Annotated in this window: 20 protein-coding genes; 12 read left to right on the top strand and 8 right to left on the bottom strand. The window is 52.7% G+C overall.

What is annotated here, in order from left to right:
- Positions 1–66 precede the first annotated feature (66 nt).
- From EKM91_RS09330 to EKM91_RS09340, 3 genes are all read left to right on the top strand, one after another.
- Positions 67–972 (top strand): quinone oxidoreductase family protein, encoded by a 906-nt coding sequence (locus tag EKM91_RS09330; protein WP_125753181.1) that lies wholly within the window; start codon positions 67–69, stop codon positions 970–972.
- A 62-nt stretch (positions 973–1,034) separates the two neighbouring features.
- Entirely contained in the window at positions 1,035–1,244 is a 210-nt protein-coding gene (locus EKM91_RS09335) for a hypothetical protein (protein ID WP_125753184.1), read from the top strand.
- 183 nt (positions 1,245–1,427) lie between these two features.
- Complete coding sequence (locus EKM91_RS09340) at positions 1,428–3,176, top strand: 1-deoxy-D-xylulose-5-phosphate synthase (RefSeq protein WP_125753187.1); 1,749 nt, start codon at positions 1,428–1,430, stop codon at positions 3,174–3,176.
- A 56-nt stretch (positions 3,177–3,232) separates the two neighbouring features.
- Here EKM91_RS09340 and EKM91_RS09345 read toward each other — a convergent pair whose 3' ends face one another.
- The 3 genes from EKM91_RS09345 to EKM91_RS09355 form a co-directional block, all read right to left on the bottom strand.
- Entirely contained in the window at positions 3,233–4,075 is an 843-nt protein-coding gene (locus EKM91_RS09345) for a hypothetical protein (protein ID WP_125753190.1), read from the bottom strand.
- Between the two features lie 7 nt (positions 4,076–4,082).
- Positions 4,083–4,988 carry a hypothetical protein gene (locus EKM91_RS09350; protein ID WP_125753193.1) on the bottom strand — a complete coding sequence of 302 codons (906 nt, stop codon included), beginning with the start codon at positions 4,986–4,988 and terminating at the stop codon, positions 4,083–4,085.
- 94 nt (positions 4,989–5,082) lie between these two features.
- Positions 5,083–5,976: an NAD(P)H-dependent flavin oxidoreductase gene (locus EKM91_RS09355; RefSeq protein ID WP_125753196.1), complete on the bottom strand. Its 894-nt coding sequence runs from the start codon at positions 5,974–5,976 to the stop codon at positions 5,083–5,085.
- Between the two features lie 221 nt (positions 5,977–6,197).
- Between EKM91_RS09355 and EKM91_RS09360 the strand changes: the two genes are divergently transcribed.
- Positions 6,198–7,556 (top strand): amino acid permease, encoded by a 1,359-nt coding sequence (locus tag EKM91_RS09360; RefSeq protein ID WP_125753199.1) that lies wholly within the window; start codon positions 6,198–6,200, stop codon positions 7,554–7,556.
- A 651-nt stretch (positions 7,557–8,207) separates the two neighbouring features.
- On the opposite strand, the gene EKM91_RS09365 is transcribed toward EKM91_RS09360, so the two are convergent.
- Positions 8,208–8,912 carry a TIGR00266 family protein gene (locus tag EKM91_RS09365; protein ID WP_125753202.1) on the bottom strand — a complete coding sequence of 235 codons (705 nt, stop codon included), beginning with the start codon at positions 8,910–8,912 and terminating at the stop codon, positions 8,208–8,210.
- 362 nt (positions 8,913–9,274) lie between these two features.
- On the opposite strand from EKM91_RS09365, the gene EKM91_RS09370 reads away from it, so the two are divergent.
- The 7 genes from EKM91_RS09370 to lepB all read left to right on the top strand — a co-directional run bounded on the left by EKM91_RS09370 (position 9,275) and on the right by lepB (position 15,336).
- Positions 9,275–10,120: an aldo/keto reductase gene (locus tag EKM91_RS09370; RefSeq protein WP_125753205.1), complete on the top strand. Its 846-nt coding sequence runs from the start codon at positions 9,275–9,277 to the stop codon at positions 10,118–10,120.
- A gap of 17 nt (positions 10,121–10,137) precedes the next feature.
- A complete protein-coding gene (locus EKM91_RS09375; RefSeq protein WP_125753207.1) occupies positions 10,138–10,755 on the top strand; it encodes an SDR family oxidoreductase in 618 nt (205 codons plus the stop codon).
- Between the two features lie 226 nt (positions 10,756–10,981).
- Positions 10,982–12,031 carry a lipoate--protein ligase gene (locus tag EKM91_RS09380; RefSeq protein ID WP_125753210.1) on the top strand — a complete coding sequence of 350 codons (1,050 nt, stop codon included), beginning with the start codon at positions 10,982–10,984 and terminating at the stop codon, positions 12,029–12,031.
- A gap of 249 nt (positions 12,032–12,280) precedes the next feature.
- Complete coding sequence (abc-f, locus tag EKM91_RS09385; protein ID WP_125753213.1) at positions 12,281–13,771, top strand: ribosomal protection-like ABC-F family protein; 1,491 nt, start codon at positions 12,281–12,283, stop codon at positions 13,769–13,771.
- Between the two features lie 12 nt (positions 13,772–13,783).
- Complete coding sequence (locus EKM91_RS09390; protein WP_125753216.1) at positions 13,784–14,212, top strand: OsmC family protein; 429 nt, start codon at positions 13,784–13,786, stop codon at positions 14,210–14,212.
- A 90-nt stretch (positions 14,213–14,302) separates the two neighbouring features.
- Positions 14,303–14,737, top strand: a complete 435-nt coding sequence (locus EKM91_RS09395) for an OsmC family protein (RefSeq protein ID WP_125753219.1) — start codon at positions 14,303–14,305, stop codon at positions 14,735–14,737.
- A gap of 23 nt (positions 14,738–14,760) precedes the next feature.
- Entirely contained in the window at positions 14,761–15,336 is a 576-nt protein-coding gene (lepB, locus tag EKM91_RS09400) for a signal peptidase I (protein ID WP_125753222.1), read from the top strand.
- A 58-nt stretch (positions 15,337–15,394) separates the two neighbouring features.
- On the opposite strand, the gene EKM91_RS09405 is transcribed toward lepB, so the two are convergent.
- Together EKM91_RS09405 and EKM91_RS09410 are read right to left on the bottom strand one after the other, a co-directional pair.
- Complete coding sequence (locus tag EKM91_RS09405) at positions 15,395–18,007, bottom strand: ABC transporter permease (protein WP_125753225.1); 2,613 nt, start codon at positions 18,005–18,007, stop codon at positions 15,395–15,397.
- A 4-nt stretch (positions 18,008–18,011) separates the two neighbouring features.
- Positions 18,012–18,713, bottom strand: coding sequence for an ABC transporter ATP-binding protein (locus tag EKM91_RS09410; RefSeq protein WP_125753228.1), 702 nt, complete (start codon positions 18,711–18,713; stop codon positions 18,012–18,014).
- 126 nt (positions 18,714–18,839) lie between these two features.
- On the opposite strand from EKM91_RS09410, the gene EKM91_RS09415 reads away from it, so the two are divergent.
- Positions 18,840–19,376, top strand: a complete 537-nt coding sequence (locus tag EKM91_RS09415) for a TetR/AcrR family transcriptional regulator (protein WP_125753231.1) — start codon at positions 18,840–18,842, stop codon at positions 19,374–19,376.
- Positions 19,377–19,446: 70 nt separating this feature from the next.
- Here EKM91_RS09415 and EKM91_RS09420 read toward each other — a convergent pair whose 3' ends face one another.
- Positions 19,447–19,647, bottom strand: coding sequence for a cold-shock protein (locus tag EKM91_RS09420; RefSeq protein ID WP_125753234.1), 201 nt, complete (start codon positions 19,645–19,647; stop codon positions 19,447–19,449).
- A gap of 252 nt (positions 19,648–19,899) precedes the next feature.
- Entirely contained in the window at positions 19,900–21,243 is a 1,344-nt protein-coding gene (gene gdhA, locus EKM91_RS09425; protein WP_125753237.1) for an NADP-specific glutamate dehydrogenase, read from the bottom strand.
- Positions 21,244–21,289: the final 46 nt, after the last annotated feature.

The raw sequence follows: 21,289 nt of genomic DNA on the forward strand, positions 1-21,289 counted from the left end.
CCCCTCTCTACGGTCTTATACAATGGAGCTGTTTCCGCATCCCTTTGACTAGAGGAGGTATTCCCCATGCAAGCATTCGGCCTCAATCATCCCAACGGTCCTTTTGTCAGCGCCAACGTCCCAGATCTGCATCCGCATTTTGGCCAGTTCACCCTCACCCCGCTTGCCGTCGGCCTAAACAATCGCGACCGCATGGAGCGCTTGAGCGCCCCTGATGGGCACTTCACGATTCCCGGTCATGACGTGGCTGGGCGCGTTTTGGATCCTGGTACCACCGATTTTGCCCCTGGGCAGCTGGTCATCGCGCATACCAGCCAGGCATACGCTGAACAAGTGCTGGCCACTCCAGACACTGCAGTCGCCTTGCCGCCAGCTTTGCCTTTGCCTAAAGCCGCTGCGTTGGTGACCACCGGGATTACCGCTTGGCGGATCGTTCATCGCTTTGCCACCATCCAGCCTGGCCAAACCGTCATCGTCAAAGGCGCAAACGGCGGCGTCGGCGCCTTAGTGGTCCAATTGGCCACGGCATTAGGTGCCGATGTGATCGGGATCGCCGCTGCGCGCCATCAAGAAGCCGTGGTCGAAGCCGGGGCCTTGCGCGCGGTCCCTTATGACAATGCTGACTTGGTGGCCGTCTTAGCCAATGCCGGCGACGTGGTGATCAATGTCGCCATGGACGGCATCGGTTTTGCCGAAGACGCCGCGATGACCCGCCCTGGCGGCCAGCTGGTCACCGTAGCGCACGTGGCCGGGCGCGCCGGGGATAAAAAGATCCAAGTGGTCCATGTCCACCCGGCAGACACGCCTAGTGACGCGGTGGCTTTAGCTGCTTTAGCGCCGGCGGTGGCCGATGGCAGTTTGCGGCTGCATGTGGCGGAACCTTTGCCGTTTACCTTAGCCGGCATTGAACAAGGCCATGAATTGCTCGGCCAACCCCACGAAGGGCGCCTGGTATTAGTTAAGGATGACTAATTTCTTGATTCTTGCCAACGATAGCGCTTTATCCGGCGTATAATAAGCCTAGGAGGTAGACCATGGCATTAAAAACAATCAAGCAAACTGCATCGAAACTCAAAGATGAAACGCCGAAGCCATCCATCGACGGCACCTTATATTCCATTGTCTTCGGCACTACCGCCGTCATCGGTCTCTTATCGTTTGGCATTTACAAGCTGCTCACGCCAGAACGCGTCATTGCGCGCAAAGCCAAGGCAACCGTCGCCAAACATCGGCAAGCACAGTAAGTCGCAATTATTAGTGGTTCATCAAGTTGGACCTGCAAACTGATTCAACCTGGCGCCATCAAGCCGCGATCGTCCCTTTAGATCGCGGCTTGATGACGTTTTTGTCGCCGCTTTTGGCCAACTGACAGCCGCCTTGACTAACCTTATATAATGTAAGTATCACGGTTTTTGAAAGGAACTTTTATGTCTATTTTAGAAACGATCGCTTCCCCAGCAGACTTGCGCCAGCACAGCATGGCTGAGCTGACGACTTTGGCCGCCGAGATCCGGACTGCTTTGTTGACCAAACTCAGTGCCACCGGCGGACATGTTGGCCCGAATCTGGGTGATGTGGAATTGACCATCGCGTGGCATTATGTGTTTGATTCCCCGCATGACAAGATCATTTGGGACGTTTCTCACCAAAGCTACACTCACAAACTGCTCACCGGCCGCAAACAGGCCTTTTTGGACCCAAAACATTATCATGACGTCACCGGTTTTACCGAACCGCGTGAATCCCCGCATGACTTTTTCACCATCGGCCATACCTCAACGTCTATTGGCTTAGCTTCAGGCTTGGCATTAGCCCGTGATGCTGCTGGTACTCACGATCACATCACCGCGGTGATCGGCGATGGGGCTTTATCTGGCGGCTTAGCTTATGAAGCCCTGAATAATGCCGCCGTTTTGAACCATCAGCTATTGATCGTGGTCAACGATAACCAATGGAGCATAGCCGAAAACCACGGCGGGTTGTACCAAAACCTCAAACTGCTGCGCGACACCTTTGGCCAAGCCGCCAACAACGGCTTTAAAGCCTTGGGGTTAGACTATACTTATGAAGCCAACGGCAATGATGTCGCCGCGATGATCGCCGCTTTTCAAGCCGCTAAGGCCTGCGATCATCCCTTGGTTTTGCATGTCAACACGCAAAAAGGCCGCGGGTTTGCGCCGGCTTTAGCCAATGAAGAAGCCTTTCATTGGCATGCCCCGTTTCACTTAAGCGACGGCAGCGCCTTGCATCCAGCAACTGGTGAAAACTATCCGGATATCATCTTGGCTGCCCTTGAACGGCAGCTGCAAACCGGCAAGCCGATCTATACCATCAACGCGGCGATCCCTGGCGGTTTTCACCTTAAAGACTGGCAAGCGGCTCATCCCGACCGCTACATCGATGTCGGCATCGCCGAGCAAATGAGCATCACGCTGGCCGCTGGCATGGTCAAAGGGGGGCTGAGGCCGGTGGTGTTTGAAGCGGCGACGTTTTTGCAGCGCGCTTATGATCAGCTCAGCCATGATCTGGGCATCAATGCGCTGCCGGTGGTGGTGCTGGTGCGCGGCGGTCAAATCACTGGCGGCGATCCGACCCACCAAGCCGACTTGGATGCCGGCATGTTGAGCAATATCCCTAACCTGACTTACCTGGCACCAACCGGCAAAGAAGAATTAATCGCGATGCTGGATTGGGCCTTGGCGCAGCCGCATGGCCCCATCGCCATTCGCATCCCCGCTGGCCCAGTCACTTCAGCACCGTTGGCTGCCGACTGGTCAGCGACCCATCAGCATGTCATCCATCACGGCCAACAAGTGGCCTTGATGGCTGTCGGCTCGCTGCTGCCGCTGGCGCAACAAGTGGCGGCTGGGCTTTTAGCCCACCATATTGACGCGACATTGATCGATCCACGCAGTTTGAACACACTAGATACGGCAGGTCTTGAGCAATTACGCAGTGCTCACCATCTGGTAGTCACCTTTGAAGAAAACAGTCTTGATGGCGGCTTCGGCCAAAAAGTAGCGGCGTACTTTGGCCCTAGCAACATGGCGGTGCTCACCTTAGGCGCCAAGCGGGAATTCAATCATGAATTGACCCGCCAAGCCTTGCTGCAAGCTGACCAGTTGACGCCAGAAACTGCCACCCAAGCGATCTTAGCCGCACTTTCGCAACTTTAAAAAAAAAACCAAGCCCATCAGCCAAAAACGGCGATGGGCTTGGTTTTTTTTAGGTTTTAGTCGTTAAAATCCGTGGCCACGATCGCCAGGTCGCCGCTTTGGCTATCGCCATTGACAGCTTGATAAACGGCCATGCCGGCGATGCCCATGGCAGCAACAGCTAAGTCGCCGTCTTTGGTCACGGTAAACTCACCCACTGTCGGCGCGACATTGGGATCAAAATTGCCGCCATGCGCATTGGCGTAGTCATGATTTTCGCTGACATGCACCACCAGCTGCCCAGCGTCATCATGACTATAAGCCCAGCCAAAGGCCTGCGGGTCATCATAGGTGTAGGCATCCGGCGCGTATTTGGCCATGTTGCGCATGATCCAATCTTGCACTTGCGCCGTCGTCAGGTTTTTCATGTCAACCCCAGCAGATTGGCTGGCACTAGCAGCGGCAGCCGTAGCCGCTTGGACTTTGGCAGCGGCGGTGCTGGCAGCGGCTTGGGCGGCTTTTTCTTGCTGTTTGCCTTGTTGCAAAGCCGCATCATAATCGGCCCGATGCTTTTGCAATTGCGGCTGCAGCGCCGATTTTAAGTAAGTGGTGGTTTTACCGGCTGGATCTGTCGCTTGCACGTGCTTTTTGGTGCTGGTAAACACGAGCCCTTGCGTATCGCTGGCTTGATCGCCGATAAAAAGCCCATCAGCGCGCGTCAACACCCGCAACTGCGCTTGGTCAAGGGCTTGTTGCCCCTTTGATTTGGCAAATGCGGCCAGCGCATATTCTTCATCAGAATAGGCCGCCACTGCTGAAGCAGAGGTGGAGGTTGTTTTGGTCGCAGTTTCACTCGAGTGACCACAACTGGCAACGCTTAAAGAAAGCATCAACAAGGCGATACCCAGTATTTTTTTCATCGTTTCCTCACTCTTTGCGGTTGAACATGCCGTAATAATTGATGGCTGTGGACTTCAACGTATAGGTTTGATCATTGATGATGTCGATGGTCAATGGCACCTGATGGCCGCTATACTCGACCCCATTACCAGAAAATAGCTGCCCGCCAGCATTATCCGGTCCTGCATAAGTCAAAGCGCTGAGGTCAAACTCATATTGCATCGCGCCATCACCTTCATGATGTGCTTCCCACATCAACGCCCCGTCTTGTTCAAAAAAACTGGTCCGCTGAGCACTGCCGTCACTAACCGTCGAATCATCTTCGATATACTCGCCTTTGGCTTGGGCAAGCGCAGTTTGCGGGTCTGAGCTGATCCCGTTTTTAGACACATCAGGGGTATCGGCCGCGATCGGGATCAAGGCCGCTAACTTGGCGACATCAGCACTTTGGTAATATTTTTGCCATAAGTCATGCCAATTGACGCGAAAGCCGTGCTGTTGAATATAGGCGTATGGAACCGCACTTTGAGACGCCAGCAAATACGCTTGATCGCCGGTGATCACGACCAAAGGTGTCAGATCCTTGTGTTCTTGGCGCAGCGTGTAGACCTTGGCGTTTGCCGGCGCCTCAGTGGCGTAACCAGTTGCCGGTGTGGCGGTATCTTGCGTCTCTTTGGCTAACAATTGCTGCCCGGTGGGTGACCACGCTTGTGCCCCATCTGCCAGCAACAACAAGGCGATTTGTTCTGACGCTGACGGTTGACGTGTCGGCGCCGCAACGCTGCTAGTCGTGCTTTTAGCCTTAGCAACAGCCGCTTGGCTCACGGATGAATTAGCGGCTGGTTTGGCCTTAGCGGCAGGCTGTCCGCACGCGCTAACGCCGACGGCTAACACGCCGACTAATCCCAGCAGCCACCATGCTCTTTTCCCCATTTTCTTCTCCCCATTCACGCAAAAACGGGTGCTTTGAAGCACCCGTCTGCCCCGTTTACTCTTATTAAACCACGACCGGCGCCATTCGCCTAGGCTATTTTGCCTGCGGATACAGCCGCTTGACGATCGCCGCAACCGGCTCGATGACTTGGATGCGCCCGGCGATTTGCCCTGCCATCAGCGTGCCGTGATCGACGTCGCCGGCAATGGCTTTGGCCAAGCTGCCATCTAACAGCGCATGTAATTGCGCTGGCGCCGCGCCTTGGCGTTCTGCGGCAAAATATGCCTCTGTCAACGGATTTTTTAAGCAGCGCACCGCGTCATTCAGCGCATAGCCGGTCACGACGGTACTGGTATCACTGGCGGCCACCACGGCTTCTTGATAGGCACGGCTGATCGGCGTTTCTGTCGCCGCTAAAAAGGCTGTGCCGACTTGCACCCCAACGGCCCCTAAAGCGCTTGCTGCCTGCACGCCGGCGGCATCATAGATCCCGCCAGCGGCAAATACCGGCAGCGTCACCGCAGCTGTCACTTGCTGCACCAATGCCATTGTCGTCAAGGTGCCGATATGCCCACCTGACTCCATGCCTTCTGCGACTAAAGCATCAACCCCTAGTGCGGCCATTTTTTGCGCCACTTTAACTGAAGGGATCACCGCGACCACTTTGGTGCCGACTGCTTGCAGCTGGGCCGCAAAACGCTTCGGCGAACCGGCGCTGGTTGTGACGACCGGCACTGGATGCGCCAAGAGGTAATCTAACAATTCTGGGATGTTAGGCTGCTGCAGCATCAAATTGACCGCAAATGGGGCATCGGTTTGGCTGTGCACTGCTTGGATCTGCGTTGCCAATCCCGCTTGGTCCAAGCCAGTCGTCGTCAACACCCCTAAGCCGCCGGCTTGACTGACTGCCGCAACTAATGGTGCCGTTGAGATCTGGGCCAGCGCCCCTTGGATCAATGGCAAGCGAGTTCCTAAAATAGTCGTCATCTTAACGCACTCCTTTTGTTCAATGGCTTTGGCAGCCACTTGCTACCACCAGCCTACCTGTTTTTTCGTGAAAACGCCACCACAATTCTCGGCGTCTACACTTGCTAGTCACGTGTTTGCCAATCAAAGATAAAGCGCGTATTATGGAATCTGTTAATTTGTGAATTATCCTGACATCGACAGCCTCTCTCATCTTTTGAACATAAGGAGTCCAGCTTACTATGGAACGAAAACTTAGTGCGCGCCACATGCAAATGATTGCCTTAGGCGGCACCATTGGCGTCGGCCTTTTCATGGGCGCCACTTCGACGATCAAGTGGACCGGGCCTTCGGTACTGCTTGCGTATACGATCGCCGGGGTCTTTTTATACTTGATCATGCGGGCGCTGGGGGAGATGTTATATGTCGACCCGGCCACTGGATCATTTGCCAAATTTGCCACCGAATATCTGCATCCCGTGTTTGGCTACCTCACGGCTTGGAGCAATGTCTTTCAATTCGTGGTGGTCGGCATGTCAGAAATGATCGCGATCGGCGAATACTTCCAATTTTGGTGGCCGCATTTGCCAGGATGGCTGCCAGGATTAGTCGCGATCACTTGTTTAGTGATCGCTAACTTGATTTCTGTGCGCATGTTTGGGGAGTTAGAGTTTTGGTTTGCCTTGATCAAAGTGGTCACGATCGTGTTGATGATCATCGCCGGCTTAGGCGTGATCTTGTTTGGTTTTGGCAATGGCGGCCAGCCCATGGGGATCGCCAATCTTTGGACGCATGGCGGCTTTTTCACCGGCGGCTTTAAAGGCTTCTTCTTCGCTTTGGCGATCGTGCTGGGCTCTTATCAAGGGGTTGAGCTTTTAGGGATCACCGCCGGAGAAGCGGAAAATCCCCAGCCGACCATTGTCAAAGCCGTCAAAGAAACCGTTGGCCGGATCTTGATCTTTTATGTCGGGGCGATTTTTGTCATTGTCGCGATTTATCCATGGAATCAGCTTTCTGCCATCGGCTCACCATTTGTGCAGACGTTTGCCAAAATCGGGATCACCTTTGCCGCAGCGCTGGTCAATTTTGTCGTGATCACCGCCGCTTTATCCGGTGCCAACTCTGGGATCTACTCAGCCAGCCGAATGCTTTATACCTTAGCCGATGAAGGCCAGCTGCCCAAGAAATTCAAGCTGCTCAATCGCCATGGGGTGCCTTTATATCCGGTCTTGCTGATCGGTTTGGGGATCGGCTTAGGCGTGTTGTTAAATGCGTTGTTGCCGATCATCGCCCCAGCTGCCGGGAATGTGTTTGTCTTAGTTTACTCAAGTTCAGTTTTGCCAGGCATGGTGCCATGGGTCGTGATCTTGATTTCTGAGACCCGCTTCCGCAAGCTGCATGCCGACCAAATGGCCGCACACCCCTTCAAAATGCCTGGCGCTCCATATACGAATTATTTGACCTTAGCCTTTTTGGCCGTCACCTTGCTGTTTATGATCCTCAACCCAGAAACGCGGATCAGCTTGTTGATCGGTGTGATCTATCTCGGGATCATGACCGCGATCTACTTTGTCAAACATCATCCAAAAAAGGCCCGCTGACGCCAAAAAAAGGTCGTGTGATCTAAGATCACACGACCTTTTTTTAGCCCATATTTGGGGTCTGAGGACCCCGCTTTTTTTACCGCACACAAAGGACACGGACGGTTACCCGCTCGTGTCCCATTTTGCTGATTGCCTGCGATCTCGAGGTGCTGGTTGGGGATCTGGCTTTTTTTGACAGTTTCAATAAGCCTAAGCGTTGCCGCTTAGTGCCGGTGGTACATTTTCCGTCGATCGCAATCGACGGTTCCGAGGGTCACCCTGATGTCCCCAGCGCAACGTACCTGGGGAGAAGTAAAGATGTCGACCTTCTGAGAGGACGAATCACGATGCTTTCACATCGCCGGAATGATTCGTCGACTGGACAGGAACTCACCGCAACGGCGCCCGTTAACGGACCTTCCAGCCATGGCTTGCCGATGAAGTGAGTATAGCATGTAAGCGCATCCAGCACAAGCCAAACACGTTATTTTTTACTGCATAAATTCTTTTATCAAAGGACACTTAACCGTTAACACTGTTATTTAATTCTGGGTTTTCAAAAGCCATGCGCTTAGGCGGCAATGGCCATCAGCGGCTGCTGATGGTCATTATCAGTCGGTCCTGATCCGCTGAATCATTAAGAATGTATTAAGGGCCGAGCTTGCGGCACTAAGACTGCTTGGTTGGGACATACGGGACGATCAGCTTGGCTAACGCTTCAATGTTGCGCGTTTGCAGATAGACTCTCCCTTGACCGGTAAAATGATTGACTAAGCCTTCCCCGGTTGTGAACCCTAAAACCCCGCTGGCGGCTTCAATGTGATAATCAAGGGTATCCGCCCACGCCACGACATGACTATTATCCACGACATAATCATGCGTGCCATCCAAATCGATCGGCACCATATCGCCATAAGCACTCACCAACATCTCGCCAACACCCGCGGTATGCATCACGAAAAAGCCCCCAGTACCGCCAAACAGCGCGCCGGTAATATGCTGGCTGACCATGCTGTAGCTAGTCGTCGCCGCCCCAGCAAGAAAAGCACCGGTATTTAAATACCACTGTTGGTTTGCGGCTAAAGTCAACGCCTTGATCGCGCCAGGATTACCTGGAGCGATGCCGATTTCACCATCAGCAGCAATGCCTTTGGCAGTAGTGATAAAAAAGCTTTCGCCGCTGGTCATACTGCGGCCGATCGCACTCATCAAACCCCCGAGGCCTTTTTTGCCATTGCTGTTCATTTTACCGGTCAATTCAACCCCGCCATTATGGTAGATCATCGCCCCAGATTCCAGCTGGATACTTTCGCCTGTCGCCAGGGGCAAAACGACGATCGGAAATGTGTCACTGCCTTGCAATTGATAGTCCATATTTTTCCTCCTCAACTTCACTTAACCACCATGCACATGGCATTTGCGTATGGCGCCAAACCCACCCAGCAGCCGCCATCGACGCGATCAAATTGCCTAGTGTGATCGCACAAACCAATCAAAGTACCGCCACGTCAGCTTTGCGATGACCACTGTTGCTGAGCCATTGCGTCTTTTCAGGTGTGCGGCCCCTTTTTTGGTTTGTATCATTTTAATTATAATCCGAATCAAGCTACCCTCCCACATTTGTCGCTAATTTTAAAGCAGTGCTCAGGCCTGCGGTTAACATTCGCAACCGCTTCCTTTATAATAAAGGCGCACGCGCTTTTTGGCGTGATCTAAGCGAAAGCAGGTGAGCATGGATGCAAACAATCAAACTCGCAGGAACTAAAGTACCCGCGTTAGGCATGGGCACTTGGTATCTAGGCGAAGGCAACGCTGCTAAAAGCCAACAAGAGATCCAAAGCTTGCGCTACGGTCTCGACCATGGCTTAACCGTGATCGATACTGCTGAAATGTATGGCGAAGGCGCTTCGGAAACGCTGGTTGGCCAAGCGATCAAGCCTTACGATCGCCATCAACTATACTTGATCTCGAAATTTTATCCATGGCATGCCACGGCACGGCAAATGCGCAAAGCCTTGGAGAATTCACTGCAACGGTTAGGTACGGATTACCTCGATTTATATTTATATCATTGGCGCGGCAATACCCCGTTAAAAGAAACCTTAGCCGGGATGCAAGCGTTGAAAAAAGCCGGTTTGATCAAGGCATACGGGGTTTCAAATTTTGATGTCGCCGACTTAAAAGAAGCTGCGGCCTTGCCAGGCGGCGATCAGATCGCTGCCAACGAAGTGTTATACAACCTCAGCGCCCGCGGCATCGATTATGACTTGCGCCCTTATCAGCGCCTGCATCACCAAACCTTGATCGGCTATTCACCCTTCAATTCTGGCGCGGGTCAAAGTATCGTCGTCCCGCAGCCGCTTAAAGCCATGGCAAAAGCCAAAGGCATCACTGAACACCAGCTGCTGTTGGCTTGGACCATGCGCGATCACGACGTTTTCCCGATCCCTAAAGCAGCTAACGCCAAGCACATGGCCGCCAACATCGCGGCGATGGCGGTGACTTTCACCGCCGATGAACTGGAAACCATCGACCATGCCTTTCCTGCACCGACCACTAAACAACCATTAGGGATGATTTGATCCCTCAGGAGGATTTTATGCAAATTTTTGTCATTGGCGCCCATGGCCAAGTCGGCCAGCACGTGGTTGCCACCTTACTCGAAAATGACTACAAAGTCGTCGCCGGCTATCGTGACCCACAAACCCAAGCTCGCCCGGAAACTGCCGAATATCGACCAGTCGCATTTGACCTCACTGCCAGCGTTGCCACATTGGCACAAGCCATGGCCGGCAGCGACGCGGTGATCAACGCGTCTGGCTCACAAGGCAAAGCCTTATTAGCTGTCGACTTGGATGGTGCGGTCAAAGCGATGCTGGCGGCACAACGCGCTGGGATCTCACGCTTCATCCAATTGAGCACCTTAAATGCGGAAGTGCGGGAAAAATGGCCTGCCAGCTTAAACGATTATTACATCGCCAAATACTATGCCGATGAGTGGCTCAAACATCACACCACGCTGGATTATGTGATCGTCCAGCCAACGACTTTGACCAATTCACAAGCCACTGGCCAAATCACCCTTGAGCCGAAAGGCACGAGCACGATTGCCCGCCAAGACGTCGCCACGGTGTTAGTCGAAGCGATCGAATCTGATCAACATCGCAACACGATCAAGATCGCCAGCGGGAACTTGCCGATCGCCCAAGCCTTGTGATTAAATTGACCTATCAGCGCTAAGCGGCCGCAGGCAAGTGATCATGGGGTCAACTGCAATCAGACTGAACCGATCATGGTTCAGTCTTTTTTTGCCTTAATCAGTCATACCGCGGTTTGTTGCGACCCCGCCCAAGCCTGATTTGTGTATTGCTCGTTAATGCACGTTTTTCCCTTACGCAAAAGCAAGCGCTATACTGAAAGAGACTCATAAAGGAGGACTCAGTATGTTTTTGATCGACACATCACGTAACGGCAAGCCCGTCTACGATCCTATCGTGAACCAATCCCTAGATAATTATTTAGTCAATGATCTCAAACTGCCTGGCCACGGATTGATCGTTTATGTCAATCAGCCGGCAGTGATCATCGGCGTTAACCAAAATGCTTATTCAGAAGTCGACCTCCCCTACCTTAAAGCCCATGACATCAAGTTAGTGCGCCGGACATCAGGCGGCGGCGCAGTGTATCACGACTTCGGTAATTTGATTTTTGAAAACATCGTGATCGACGACGACAGTCACTTTGGCGATTATGGCTACTTCGCCCAGCCGATTTTAGACGCCGTGCACCATATGGGCGCGACTGAAGCACAATTGCGCGGCCGCAATGACATGGTGATCAATGATCAGAAGTTCTCTGGCATGACCATGTTCAAGGTGGGCCATTCTTATGCCGCCGGCGGCACTTTATTGTTTGATCTTGATCAAGACGCCGCCACCCGCGTATTGACCCCAGATAAAGCCAAGCTTGCCTCAAAAGGCGTCCGCTCGGTCAAAGCCCGCGTCACCAACCTCAAACCGTTTTTGACCGCTCCATATGCCGATTACACCATCGAACAATTCAAAGAAGCGCTGCTTAAAGAATTATTCCATGTCGATAAGCTTGAAGAGATTCAAACGTATCATCTCAACGATCATGACTGGGAGATCATTGATGCCCGCTTGGCCGGCAAATATGATACCGATGCTTGGAATTACGGTACCAACCCGGGTTATGATTACTATGTCAGCCGGCATTTTGACATTGGGACCGTCAGTTTCAACTACTCTTTGAACACCGGTCGAATCAGCCGTATCAAGTTATATGGCGACTTTATTACCGGCGGGGATATCACCATCATCGAATCGGCGCTGACTGGCATCAACTTCACCCAAAGCGCCATTGTCACCGCCTTAAGCGGCATTGACCTTACCGCCAACTTAGGCCCGGTGGCTCCTGAAGACCTCGCGGCGCTGCTGCTGGAAAAGACCCCGACTAAAAAGCACACCTTCTAGCCTGCTTGACAAGCTTCCCCAGCAGGTGTTATCTTGTGAACAATAATAAATGAAACGGAAGTGAAGCCCTTGAAGTAAGCCCCTTGACGAATTTGTTCCCGACCCATGACACATTGGCGTGGTCTCGACATTTTTGGCAAAGGGCTTGCCTCAGGCGATCACCTGAGGTCTAGCAGGCAGCTGCCGCTAGGCCTTTTTGCATGCCACAACGCCTGACCTTGGGTCATCCAGCACGAGGAGATGACGACTATGGCGACAATTACCTTACAGCATCTGAATTTCAATTATGACGGCCAAGCACCGCTGTTTGACGACGTGGCGCTTCACTTAGACACCAGCTGGCACCTTGGGTTAGTCGGCCGCAATGGCCGCGGCAAGACGACTTTGATGCGGCTGTTGCAACAACAACTCGACTACACCGGCCAGATCCATGTGCCGGTAGCCTTGACGTATTTTCCCCAACCCTTGCCTGATCCCAGCCAGCTGACTTTATATGCCTTACAAGCAGCCAACGACTTTGAGCAATGGCAGCTCGTTCGGGAAATGACCTTGATGGGCTTGGATCCTGACTTGCTTTGGCGCCCTTATCAAGCGCTTTCTGGCGGCGAGCAAACCAAGGTGCGCCTAGCCTTATTATTCACGAACACCGAAGCGTTCGCTTTGATCGATGAGCCCACCAACCACTTGGACCACGCCTCGCGCCAAGCAGTCGCCGCTTACCTCAAGCAAAAATCCGGCTTCATCGTGATCAGCCACGACCGTGATTTTCTTGACGCGATCTGTGATCACACCTTGGCTTTAGAGCGTCAAAAAATCAGCTTATATCAAGGCAATTACAGCGTTTATGCGCAAGCAAAAGCCCAACAAGATGCCCAAGAACAAGCAGAAGACCAAAAACTGCGCAAAGACATCGAACGCTTAAAACACACCGCCGCACAAAAAAACCAATGGTCACAATCGCGCGAACGCGATAAATATGGCGACCGCCATGTCAAAGGCTCAGGGGCCATCAACAATACCGGCTTTATCGGCGCTCGTGCCGCGCGGGTGATGCAAAAGCGCAAAAACCTGGAACATCGCATGGACCGCGAGTTAGCGGCCAAAGAAGCACTGTTGCAAAACGTCGAAACCGTGGCGCCTTTGGTGATCAACACCGTGTGCGACCATCACCCCGTTTACGTGCACGCCGATCAGTTTCAACTCAGCTATGCCGATCAGCCGTTGTTTGCCCCCGTGAGCTTTGACGTGACACCAGGCGATCGCGTCGCATTAGTCGGACCTAACGGGATCGGCAAGTCCTCGCTGCTGCAAGCACTCCACCAGCGCTTCACCGGCAGCAGTCAAGGCATTTTGTCCCACCCGGCACTCAAGTTCAGCTGGTTGGCCCAGCAAACTCGCTTAAGCGGCGCGATCAGTGATTTTGCCGCCGCCCATCACTTAGATTACCAAGCGTTATTGAACAACCTCAAAAAACTGGGCTTGGCGCGTACCAGCTTCACCACGCCGATCGAACATCTCAGCATGGGCCAGCAAAAAAAAGTCGCTTTAGCGGCAGCTTTAGTCACGCCTGCCAACTTGTGCGTTTGGGATGAGCCCTTGAATTTCTTAGATCTGGATAATCAAGATCAATTAGCCAAAAGCATCCTCAGCTCAAAGCCAACGCTATTGTTTGTCGAACATGACCAAGCTTTCATCGATCGCGTGGCCACTAAAGTGATCACATTGACCCCGGCCAAATAAAAGGAGCTCACCATGGATAGTCTTTATCATACGTTTGCCGTTAACCGTACCGGCTTGCCTGGCACCAGCTATATCGATGCCCCAGCAGGCTTGCAATTAGCCGTCTCTAGCCCATTGACGCCAGCAGCCGGCACCAATCCGGAACAATTGATCGGCTTGGCGCTGGCGACTTGTTTAAATGCCACCTTGCGCTTGATCGAACAACGCCAACACGACGCCTTGGATGCTGCCGTGCGCGTGCGCGTCGACATGGGTAAAGACCAAGCCGGTTACCAGTTTACCTTGACGGCTCAAGTGTGCTTGCCGCAACATGATCAAGCAGCGGCCCAACAGCTATTAGCCCAGGCCCAACGCGAATGCCCCATTGCCAAACTGGTGGCGTCAAGCGCCAACGTCAGCGTGCGCTTAGTGCCGAATTTTACTGATAGCAGTGCCTTTTGACCTGACAATCTCGGTCATCCGTGGTACGCTGAAAACGACTACAAAATAACATCGTCCGCGCGTGGGGACGCGGCGCAAGGAGGAGTTTTTATGCAGTCGTTGTACCACACGTATGTGCAAAATCACAATGGCTTGACTGGCACCAGCTTTGTTGAAGGTGACGAAGGGCTCGCATTAGGCGTGTCCAGTTCCTTGATCCAAGCGCCAGGCACGAATCCTGAACAGTTCATCGGCTTTGCCTTGGCCACTTGCTTCAACGCGACGATCCGCATCGTGCAAACCCGCCAGCATCAGCCGGCTAACTCGCAAATGCGCGTCCGCGTAGATATCACCCATGATGATCTTGGCTATCAATTCTTAGTCACCGCGCAGATCAAAATGCCTGATTACGATCTCTCCCAAGCCCAAGCGATCATTGCCACGGCCCTGGACGAATGCCCAGTCGCTAAGCTCCTCAAGGAAAACCCGAACGTCGTTTTTCAATTGGTGGATGACTTCACCGATGAACCCGCGTTTGGGGAGTAATTATTACGAAAGCAGGTGGCGCCTTGGCGTCAAAAACTAAATCGTCTTGGCGTTGGCTATTATGTCTCGCTGTGATTTTCATCGGCGTTTTTGTGTCCACGCGCTGCTTGATCTCTAACGACATCGTCGCCGGCAATTCGATGCAGCCGACGCTTGAATCCGGTCAGCGGTTGATCTCGCTGAAGCAAAAAAAGCCGCGGCGTTTTGATATCATTGTCTTAAACGCTCCAGATGCGCCTGGGGCGCTTTACATAAAACGTGTGATCGGTGTGGCCGGCGATCGCATCACGGTCAAAGCCGACCAGCTCTACTTAAATGGCCAAAAACAAACTGAACCTTATCTCAACACCGCCTTTGCCAAACGGGAACTGCGCGCCTTTGCTCAAGCTGACAAGGCTCAAACCTTTACCCCAGACTTCTCCTTGGCCACATTAAAAGCGACCCATCAAACGACTGTGCCTGCAGGGCATTATTTCGTGATGGGCGACAATCGCCTAGTGTCCCATGATGGCCGCGCCTTTGGGTTCATCACCGCAAAACAAGTCCAATCCGTGGTGATTTGGCGCTATTGGCCGCTTGATCGCCTAAAAACTTTCTGACCCAATCAAAAACCGGCAAGCGCAAACGCGCTTGCCGGTTTTTGTAGTCTCGTCCGTATTATTCGTTAGCTTTTAAAGCCGATACCATATCGACATGCTGCAGCCGCTTATGGGTCACAAACATCACGATCGCTGTGAACAGCGCCATCAAACACGCTGCGGCAACATAACCGGGCCAGTGAATGGTCAATGGAAACATCACTTGTGCCGTAGTCGCCTGCTGCAGGATATACCAAGTCAACGCGTTGCCGATCCCATAGCCGACAACGATCCCAGCGATGGTCAAGACGACATTTTCACGCATGACATACATCGTCACTTCCCGATCATAAAAGCCCAAGACTTTCACCGTCGACAACTCGCGGATACGTTCGGAAACATTGATGTTCGTCAAATTATACATCACCACAAACGACAACAATCCAGACATCACGATGAAGATCACCACCACCGGATCCAGCGTACTGGACATGCTGTCAATGGACTGCTTTTGATCGGCGATATAGCTGGTGCCTAATACCGCCCCGGTTTTAAGCAATCGATGTGCCAAAGCATTGCGCTGCTGATCGCTTTGGTGCTTTAAGCGTACCAATAAAGCGTTGCGCAATGCCTTTTGCCCCCAAGCAGCACGATATGCCTGCGGGCTCAAGTACAAGTAATCGCCAATATAATTTTGCGTGATCGTCGCGATCTTGATCCGTGTTTGTTTGCCGCCAGTCAAGCTGACGCGCACGCGATCACCAGTTTGCGCCCCAAGCAGCTTCGCGGTTTTTTCACTGATCACTGCCCCGCTATTGGGCAGCTTCAACGAAGTCCCATCTGGCTGGCTAAGGTGCACATAGCGGTCAAAATCGGCACTTTGCGGCGTAAACACATTCACCGCTGCCACGCTGTTTTCGCCTAAGCGCAGCTTCGCAGTCTCCGCTGCCACCGCAGTGCTGCTTTGATATTGCGCGGTGTGTTTTAAAGCCGCTTGCACTGAGGCGGTTTGGGCTTGATCTTTGAGTTGTACCACCGCTTGATAACGCACGATTCCGCCATATTGGCGTGTGCCTGAAGCAATGATCGAATCGCGGATCCCAAAACCGCATAAGATCAGCGCACACCCGCCGGCAATGCCGACGATCGACATCACCATCCGGCTTTTATACCGAAACAAGTTGCGGTAGGATACCTTTTGGTTAAAATTCAACCGCAACCACAAGGGGGTGATTTTTTCTAACAAGATCCGCTTCGCTGACTTCGGCGCTTTAGGCAGCATCAATGCCGCCGGTCCTTCGGCTAACTCCCGGCGCACGACAAACGCCGCTGCCCCAACCGTGGCCAATAGCGAAAAGCCCACCGCCAAAGCCGCAGACCCCCACTGCATCCGCACCGTTGCCGACAATGGGATACATTGATGATATAAGGCGATAATGAAGCGCGGCAAGGTCATATTGCCAAAGACACTGCCAAAGATGCCGCCGATCACTGCGGCCAGTAAGGCATAGCCCAAATAATTCTTGGCGATGGCCCATTTGCCATAGCCTAACGCTTTGAACGTCCCGATTTGGCCACGGGCTTCTTCGACCATGCGCGTGATTGTGGTAAAAGTGATCAACGCTGCGATCAAAAAGAAGAACACTGGGAAGACATTGGCGATCGCAGCGATGCGTTTGCTCGACTCCCCATAGGCAGAAAAGCCTGGCAGATCAGCGCGCGTTTGCCACGTATAATGCGTTTCAGCCGCTTTGGCGGCTTGCTTTTTAGCGGCGGTAAGTTGCGCTTTGGCGGTGTCTAACTGCTGTTGTTGGGCGGTCAGTGCCGGCGTCGTGGACTGCGTGCCGCCGCTGGCTTGGGCGACTTGCGCAACAGCGGCGTCTAACTGCTGTTGCGCCGTATCCAATTTCGCTTGTTGCGGTGCCATTTGCTTATCGGCTGCGGCGATCAGCGCTTTAGTCCGGGCAATAGCTCTCGGTTTGAAGGCTTGCTTTAACTTGGTCAATTGCCGATCGCGGGCGTGTTCATAAGTCCCCGCATAAGTATTGGCGGCTTGCAGCTTTGCAAAGCGGATATTAAGCAGCGTCGCCGTGGGCAAATCGATTTGAGCCGCGGGCACATAGGCAAAAAAGCGGACCGTACCGTCGCCAACATTCGTCGCGCCGCGCAAGCCATTGTCGATATATTGCGGCGAATTGGCAAAGCCGACGATCTTAAAGCGATGTCGTTTCAACTTGGCCGCTTGACCAAAGGTAAAAGTCTGCCCCAGCTTGTAGCCATGATCGGTTTGCGCCTTTTGGTCTAAGACCACTTGATCGGCGGCATGCGGCAAATGGCCGCTGACCAAATCCAGCTGATTCACCGAATGTTTTGCATCATACCCATATACCGCCACGGCTAAGGCATTTTGCCCGCCAGTCGCCGGCATGAACTTGACTGCTTCAGCATGGGCGCCAGCCACTTTTTCAGCGGTTTGCACATCTTTTGGCGTGAAGCCGGTCGTGCTCATCAGCTGCACGTCGGCCAGGTGCAAGTCTTGCACCGTTGTGGTCAACGATTCATTCAGCCCCGGCCCGGCGGCTTTGACGCCGACGAAGGTCAAACACCCCATCATGATGATCAAGATAATCGCGATAAACCGGCCGCGACTGGCGCCGATCTCCCGCCACATGTTTTTTGTCATTGGTTTCATGCACTCACCACTCGATCTGTGCGACCGGTGTCGGGGTGGGATTATCGATCACTTCCCGCACCCGCGCATCATTGATATGGATCACCCGATCCGCCATCTTAGCCAAAGCCGCGTTATGCGTGATGATCAAAACCGTCTTGTTGTCCTTGCGCGAGGCATCTTGCAACAACTGCAGCACCTGCTTGCCGGTTTCATAATCCAACGCCCCAGTCGGCTCATCACACAATAACAGCTTCGGATTCTTCGCGAGCGCGCGGGCGATCGCCACCCGCTGTTGTTCCCCGCCAGACAACTGTGATGGAAAGTTATCCAGCCGTGCGCCAAGGCCGACTTGTTGCAAGGTCGCCGTCGCATCTAAAGCGTCAGCGACGATGGAGTTAGCTAACTCAACATTTTCTTTGGTGGTCAAATTGGGCACCAAGTTATAAAACTGGAAGACGAATCCGACTTGATTGCGGCGATATTCAGTCAACTGTTTATCGTTGAATTGGGCAATGTCGACGCCATCGATCAACACTTCACCGCTAGTCGGCGTATCCATCCCGCCAAGGATATTCAACACCGTTGACTTGCCGGCACCAGACGGGCCTAAGATCACCGTCAGCTGGCCTTGCTCACACGCAAAGCTGAGGTCATGGTTGGCATGGATCTGTGTTTCCCCCATTTGATACGTTTTAAATTCGTTTTTCACTTCAATATATGCCACGACAAAACCTCCCATATTGGCTCATTGCTAATATTATCCCGCTATGGGAAAATGACCTCAACCACAAAAAACCATCAGTCTGTCATTAATTGAACACTTTTTAAAAAAGTGTCGAAAGGAGCCGCCATGGTCGGGATCAAAAATAACCGCCGCGCCCAATACACCCGCCAGCAACTCAAAGCCGCGCTGATCGCACTGCTGAGCACCCAACCTTTAGCCCATGTCACAGTCACGGCGATTTGCCAGCAGGCCAACGTCAATCGCGGGACTTTTTATATGCACTATGACAACCCGACGGCCTTATTTCACGCGATCGAACAAGATCTGGTCGCACAAGTTGCGCCTTTGATCCAACCAGATGTGTCGGTGATGACCTGGCTGCCGCAGGTGTTAGACGTGATCCGCCAAGCGCATACTGCCACAACGATCATCTTGCAAAATATTGACGCCAGCCCGATCCTGCAAACGATCTTAAAGCCGTTGCGCCAACAAACGCTGCTCGCTTACGCCCAGCGTTTCAACGAATCTGATCCGCAAGTGCTTAACTACTATTTTGACTATTACTTCAGCGGCGCCATTCACGTGATCACCCGTTGGCTCAGCCAGGGCGCCAAAGAGTCCCCGGCTGTGATCGCGCAGATCATCAGCAATGTTTCCGCTTAGCCTGATGATTGGCATAAAAAAAACCGCTTCAGCAAATGCTGAAACGGTTTTTTGTTAATAAGCGGTAAGATTACAGCTTGTTAACGTTAGCAGCCTGAGGCCCACGATCGGATTGTTCGATATCGTAGGAAACAGCTTGACCTTCGTCAAGAGACTTGTAGCCTTCGCCTTGGATAGCGGAGAAATGTACAAATACGTCTTGGCCATCTTGACCTGTGATAAAGCCGTAGCCTTTGTCTGCATTAAACCATTTAACTGTGCCTTGTTGCATGTGATGAATCTCCTTTATAAATACATAGTGACAAACAACGGTAATCTCGAAAGGAAAATTCATTATGCATGACACAATAATTCTCGCTTCTGTTAATTACTTGAGTTCAGTATACCACAGACTTGCAACAAAACCTAATGCTTTTGCGCAGGAACTCGCAAACTCTTGCCTGCAACCCGCAATTTGCCGGCCTGGCGGCAAACTTTAAGCTAACCGCCGCATTTTCAGCAGCGCTTGGCCAGTGCTCGGTGCCTACCAGCCTTGGGCCGTCATCGCATCCGCCACTTTGGTGAAGCCGGCGATGTTGGCCCCGGCAAGGTAATCTCCGGCAACGCCATATTCTTGAGCGGCAACCACAGAGTTTTGGAACAAGGTTTCCATAATGCCCTTCAGTTCGCCATCCACGGTTTCAAACGAATCTGACGCGCGCCGAGAGTTTTGCCCCATTTCCAATGCAGAGACTGCGACACCGCCAGCGTTAGCGGCCTTAGCCGGGCCATAATAGATCCCATTGGCTTGGTAATCGGCGATCGCTTCTGGCGTTGACGGCATATTAGCCCCTTCAGCGACTGCAATGGCACCATTAGCGCGCAATTTCTGCGCTTGATCGCCATTGATCTCGTTTTGGGTCGCACATGGCAATGCCACATCATAGGCGATGTCCGCATCCCAAACTGAGCCTTCATGATATTCAGCCGTGGCAACGCGCTTAGCATATTCGCTGATTCGGGCGCGTTCAACTTCTTTGACCTGCTTCAAAGTCGCGACATCGATGCCGTTTTCATCATAAACGTAACCACTGGAATCAGACACGGTCAAAACCTTGGCGCCATAGGCTTGCGCTTTTTCCGTGGCGTAGATCGCCACGTTGCCGGCACCAGAGATCACGATGCGCTTGTCTTGCAAGCTTTGGCCATTTTCTTTGAGCATGGCATTGGTGTAGTACAACAACCCATAACCGGTCGCTTCAGTGCGGGCTAAAGACCCGCCATAGCTCAAGCCTTTACCGGTCAAAATGCCGCGTTCTGCACCATGCAGGCGCTTATACATCCCATATAAGTAGCCGATCTCGCGGCCGCCGACACCAATATCACCAGCAGGCACATCAATGTCTAAGCCGATGTGGCGGTGTAATTCCAACATGAAGCTTTGGCAAAAACGCATGATCTCATTATCGGACTTGCCTTTAGGATCAAAGTCAGACCCGCCTTTGCCGCCGCCGATCGGCAAGCCGGTCAAGGAGTTCTTGAAGATCTGCTCGAACCCAAGGAACTTCACGATCGACAAGTTAACTGACGGGTGCAGGCGCAAACCGCCTTTGTAAGGGCCGATCGCAGAATTGAATTGGACCCGAAAGCCGCGATTGACCTGCATGTTGCCGGCATCATCGACCCACGGCACTTGAAATTGGATCGCCCGATCCGGCTCCGTGATGCGGGCCAAAACATTGGCTTTGATGTATTCTGGGTGTTTCTCGAAGACTGGGGTAATGGTCTTAAAGAAGTTAGAGATCGCTTCTTGGAATTCTGGTTGGTGCGGGTCGCGTGCTTGGATCTTTGCCCGCACCGCTGCAATGTAGTCGGTAGCTTGCGTCATATGCTTGATCACCTTTCTTTTGTGAGGATACTATGATAGTTTAGCA

The organism is Lacticaseibacillus baoqingensis (assembly GCF_003946165.1).
Taxonomy (GTDB): Bacteria; Bacillota; Bacilli; order Lactobacillales; family Lactobacillaceae; genus Lacticaseibacillus; species Lacticaseibacillus baoqingensis.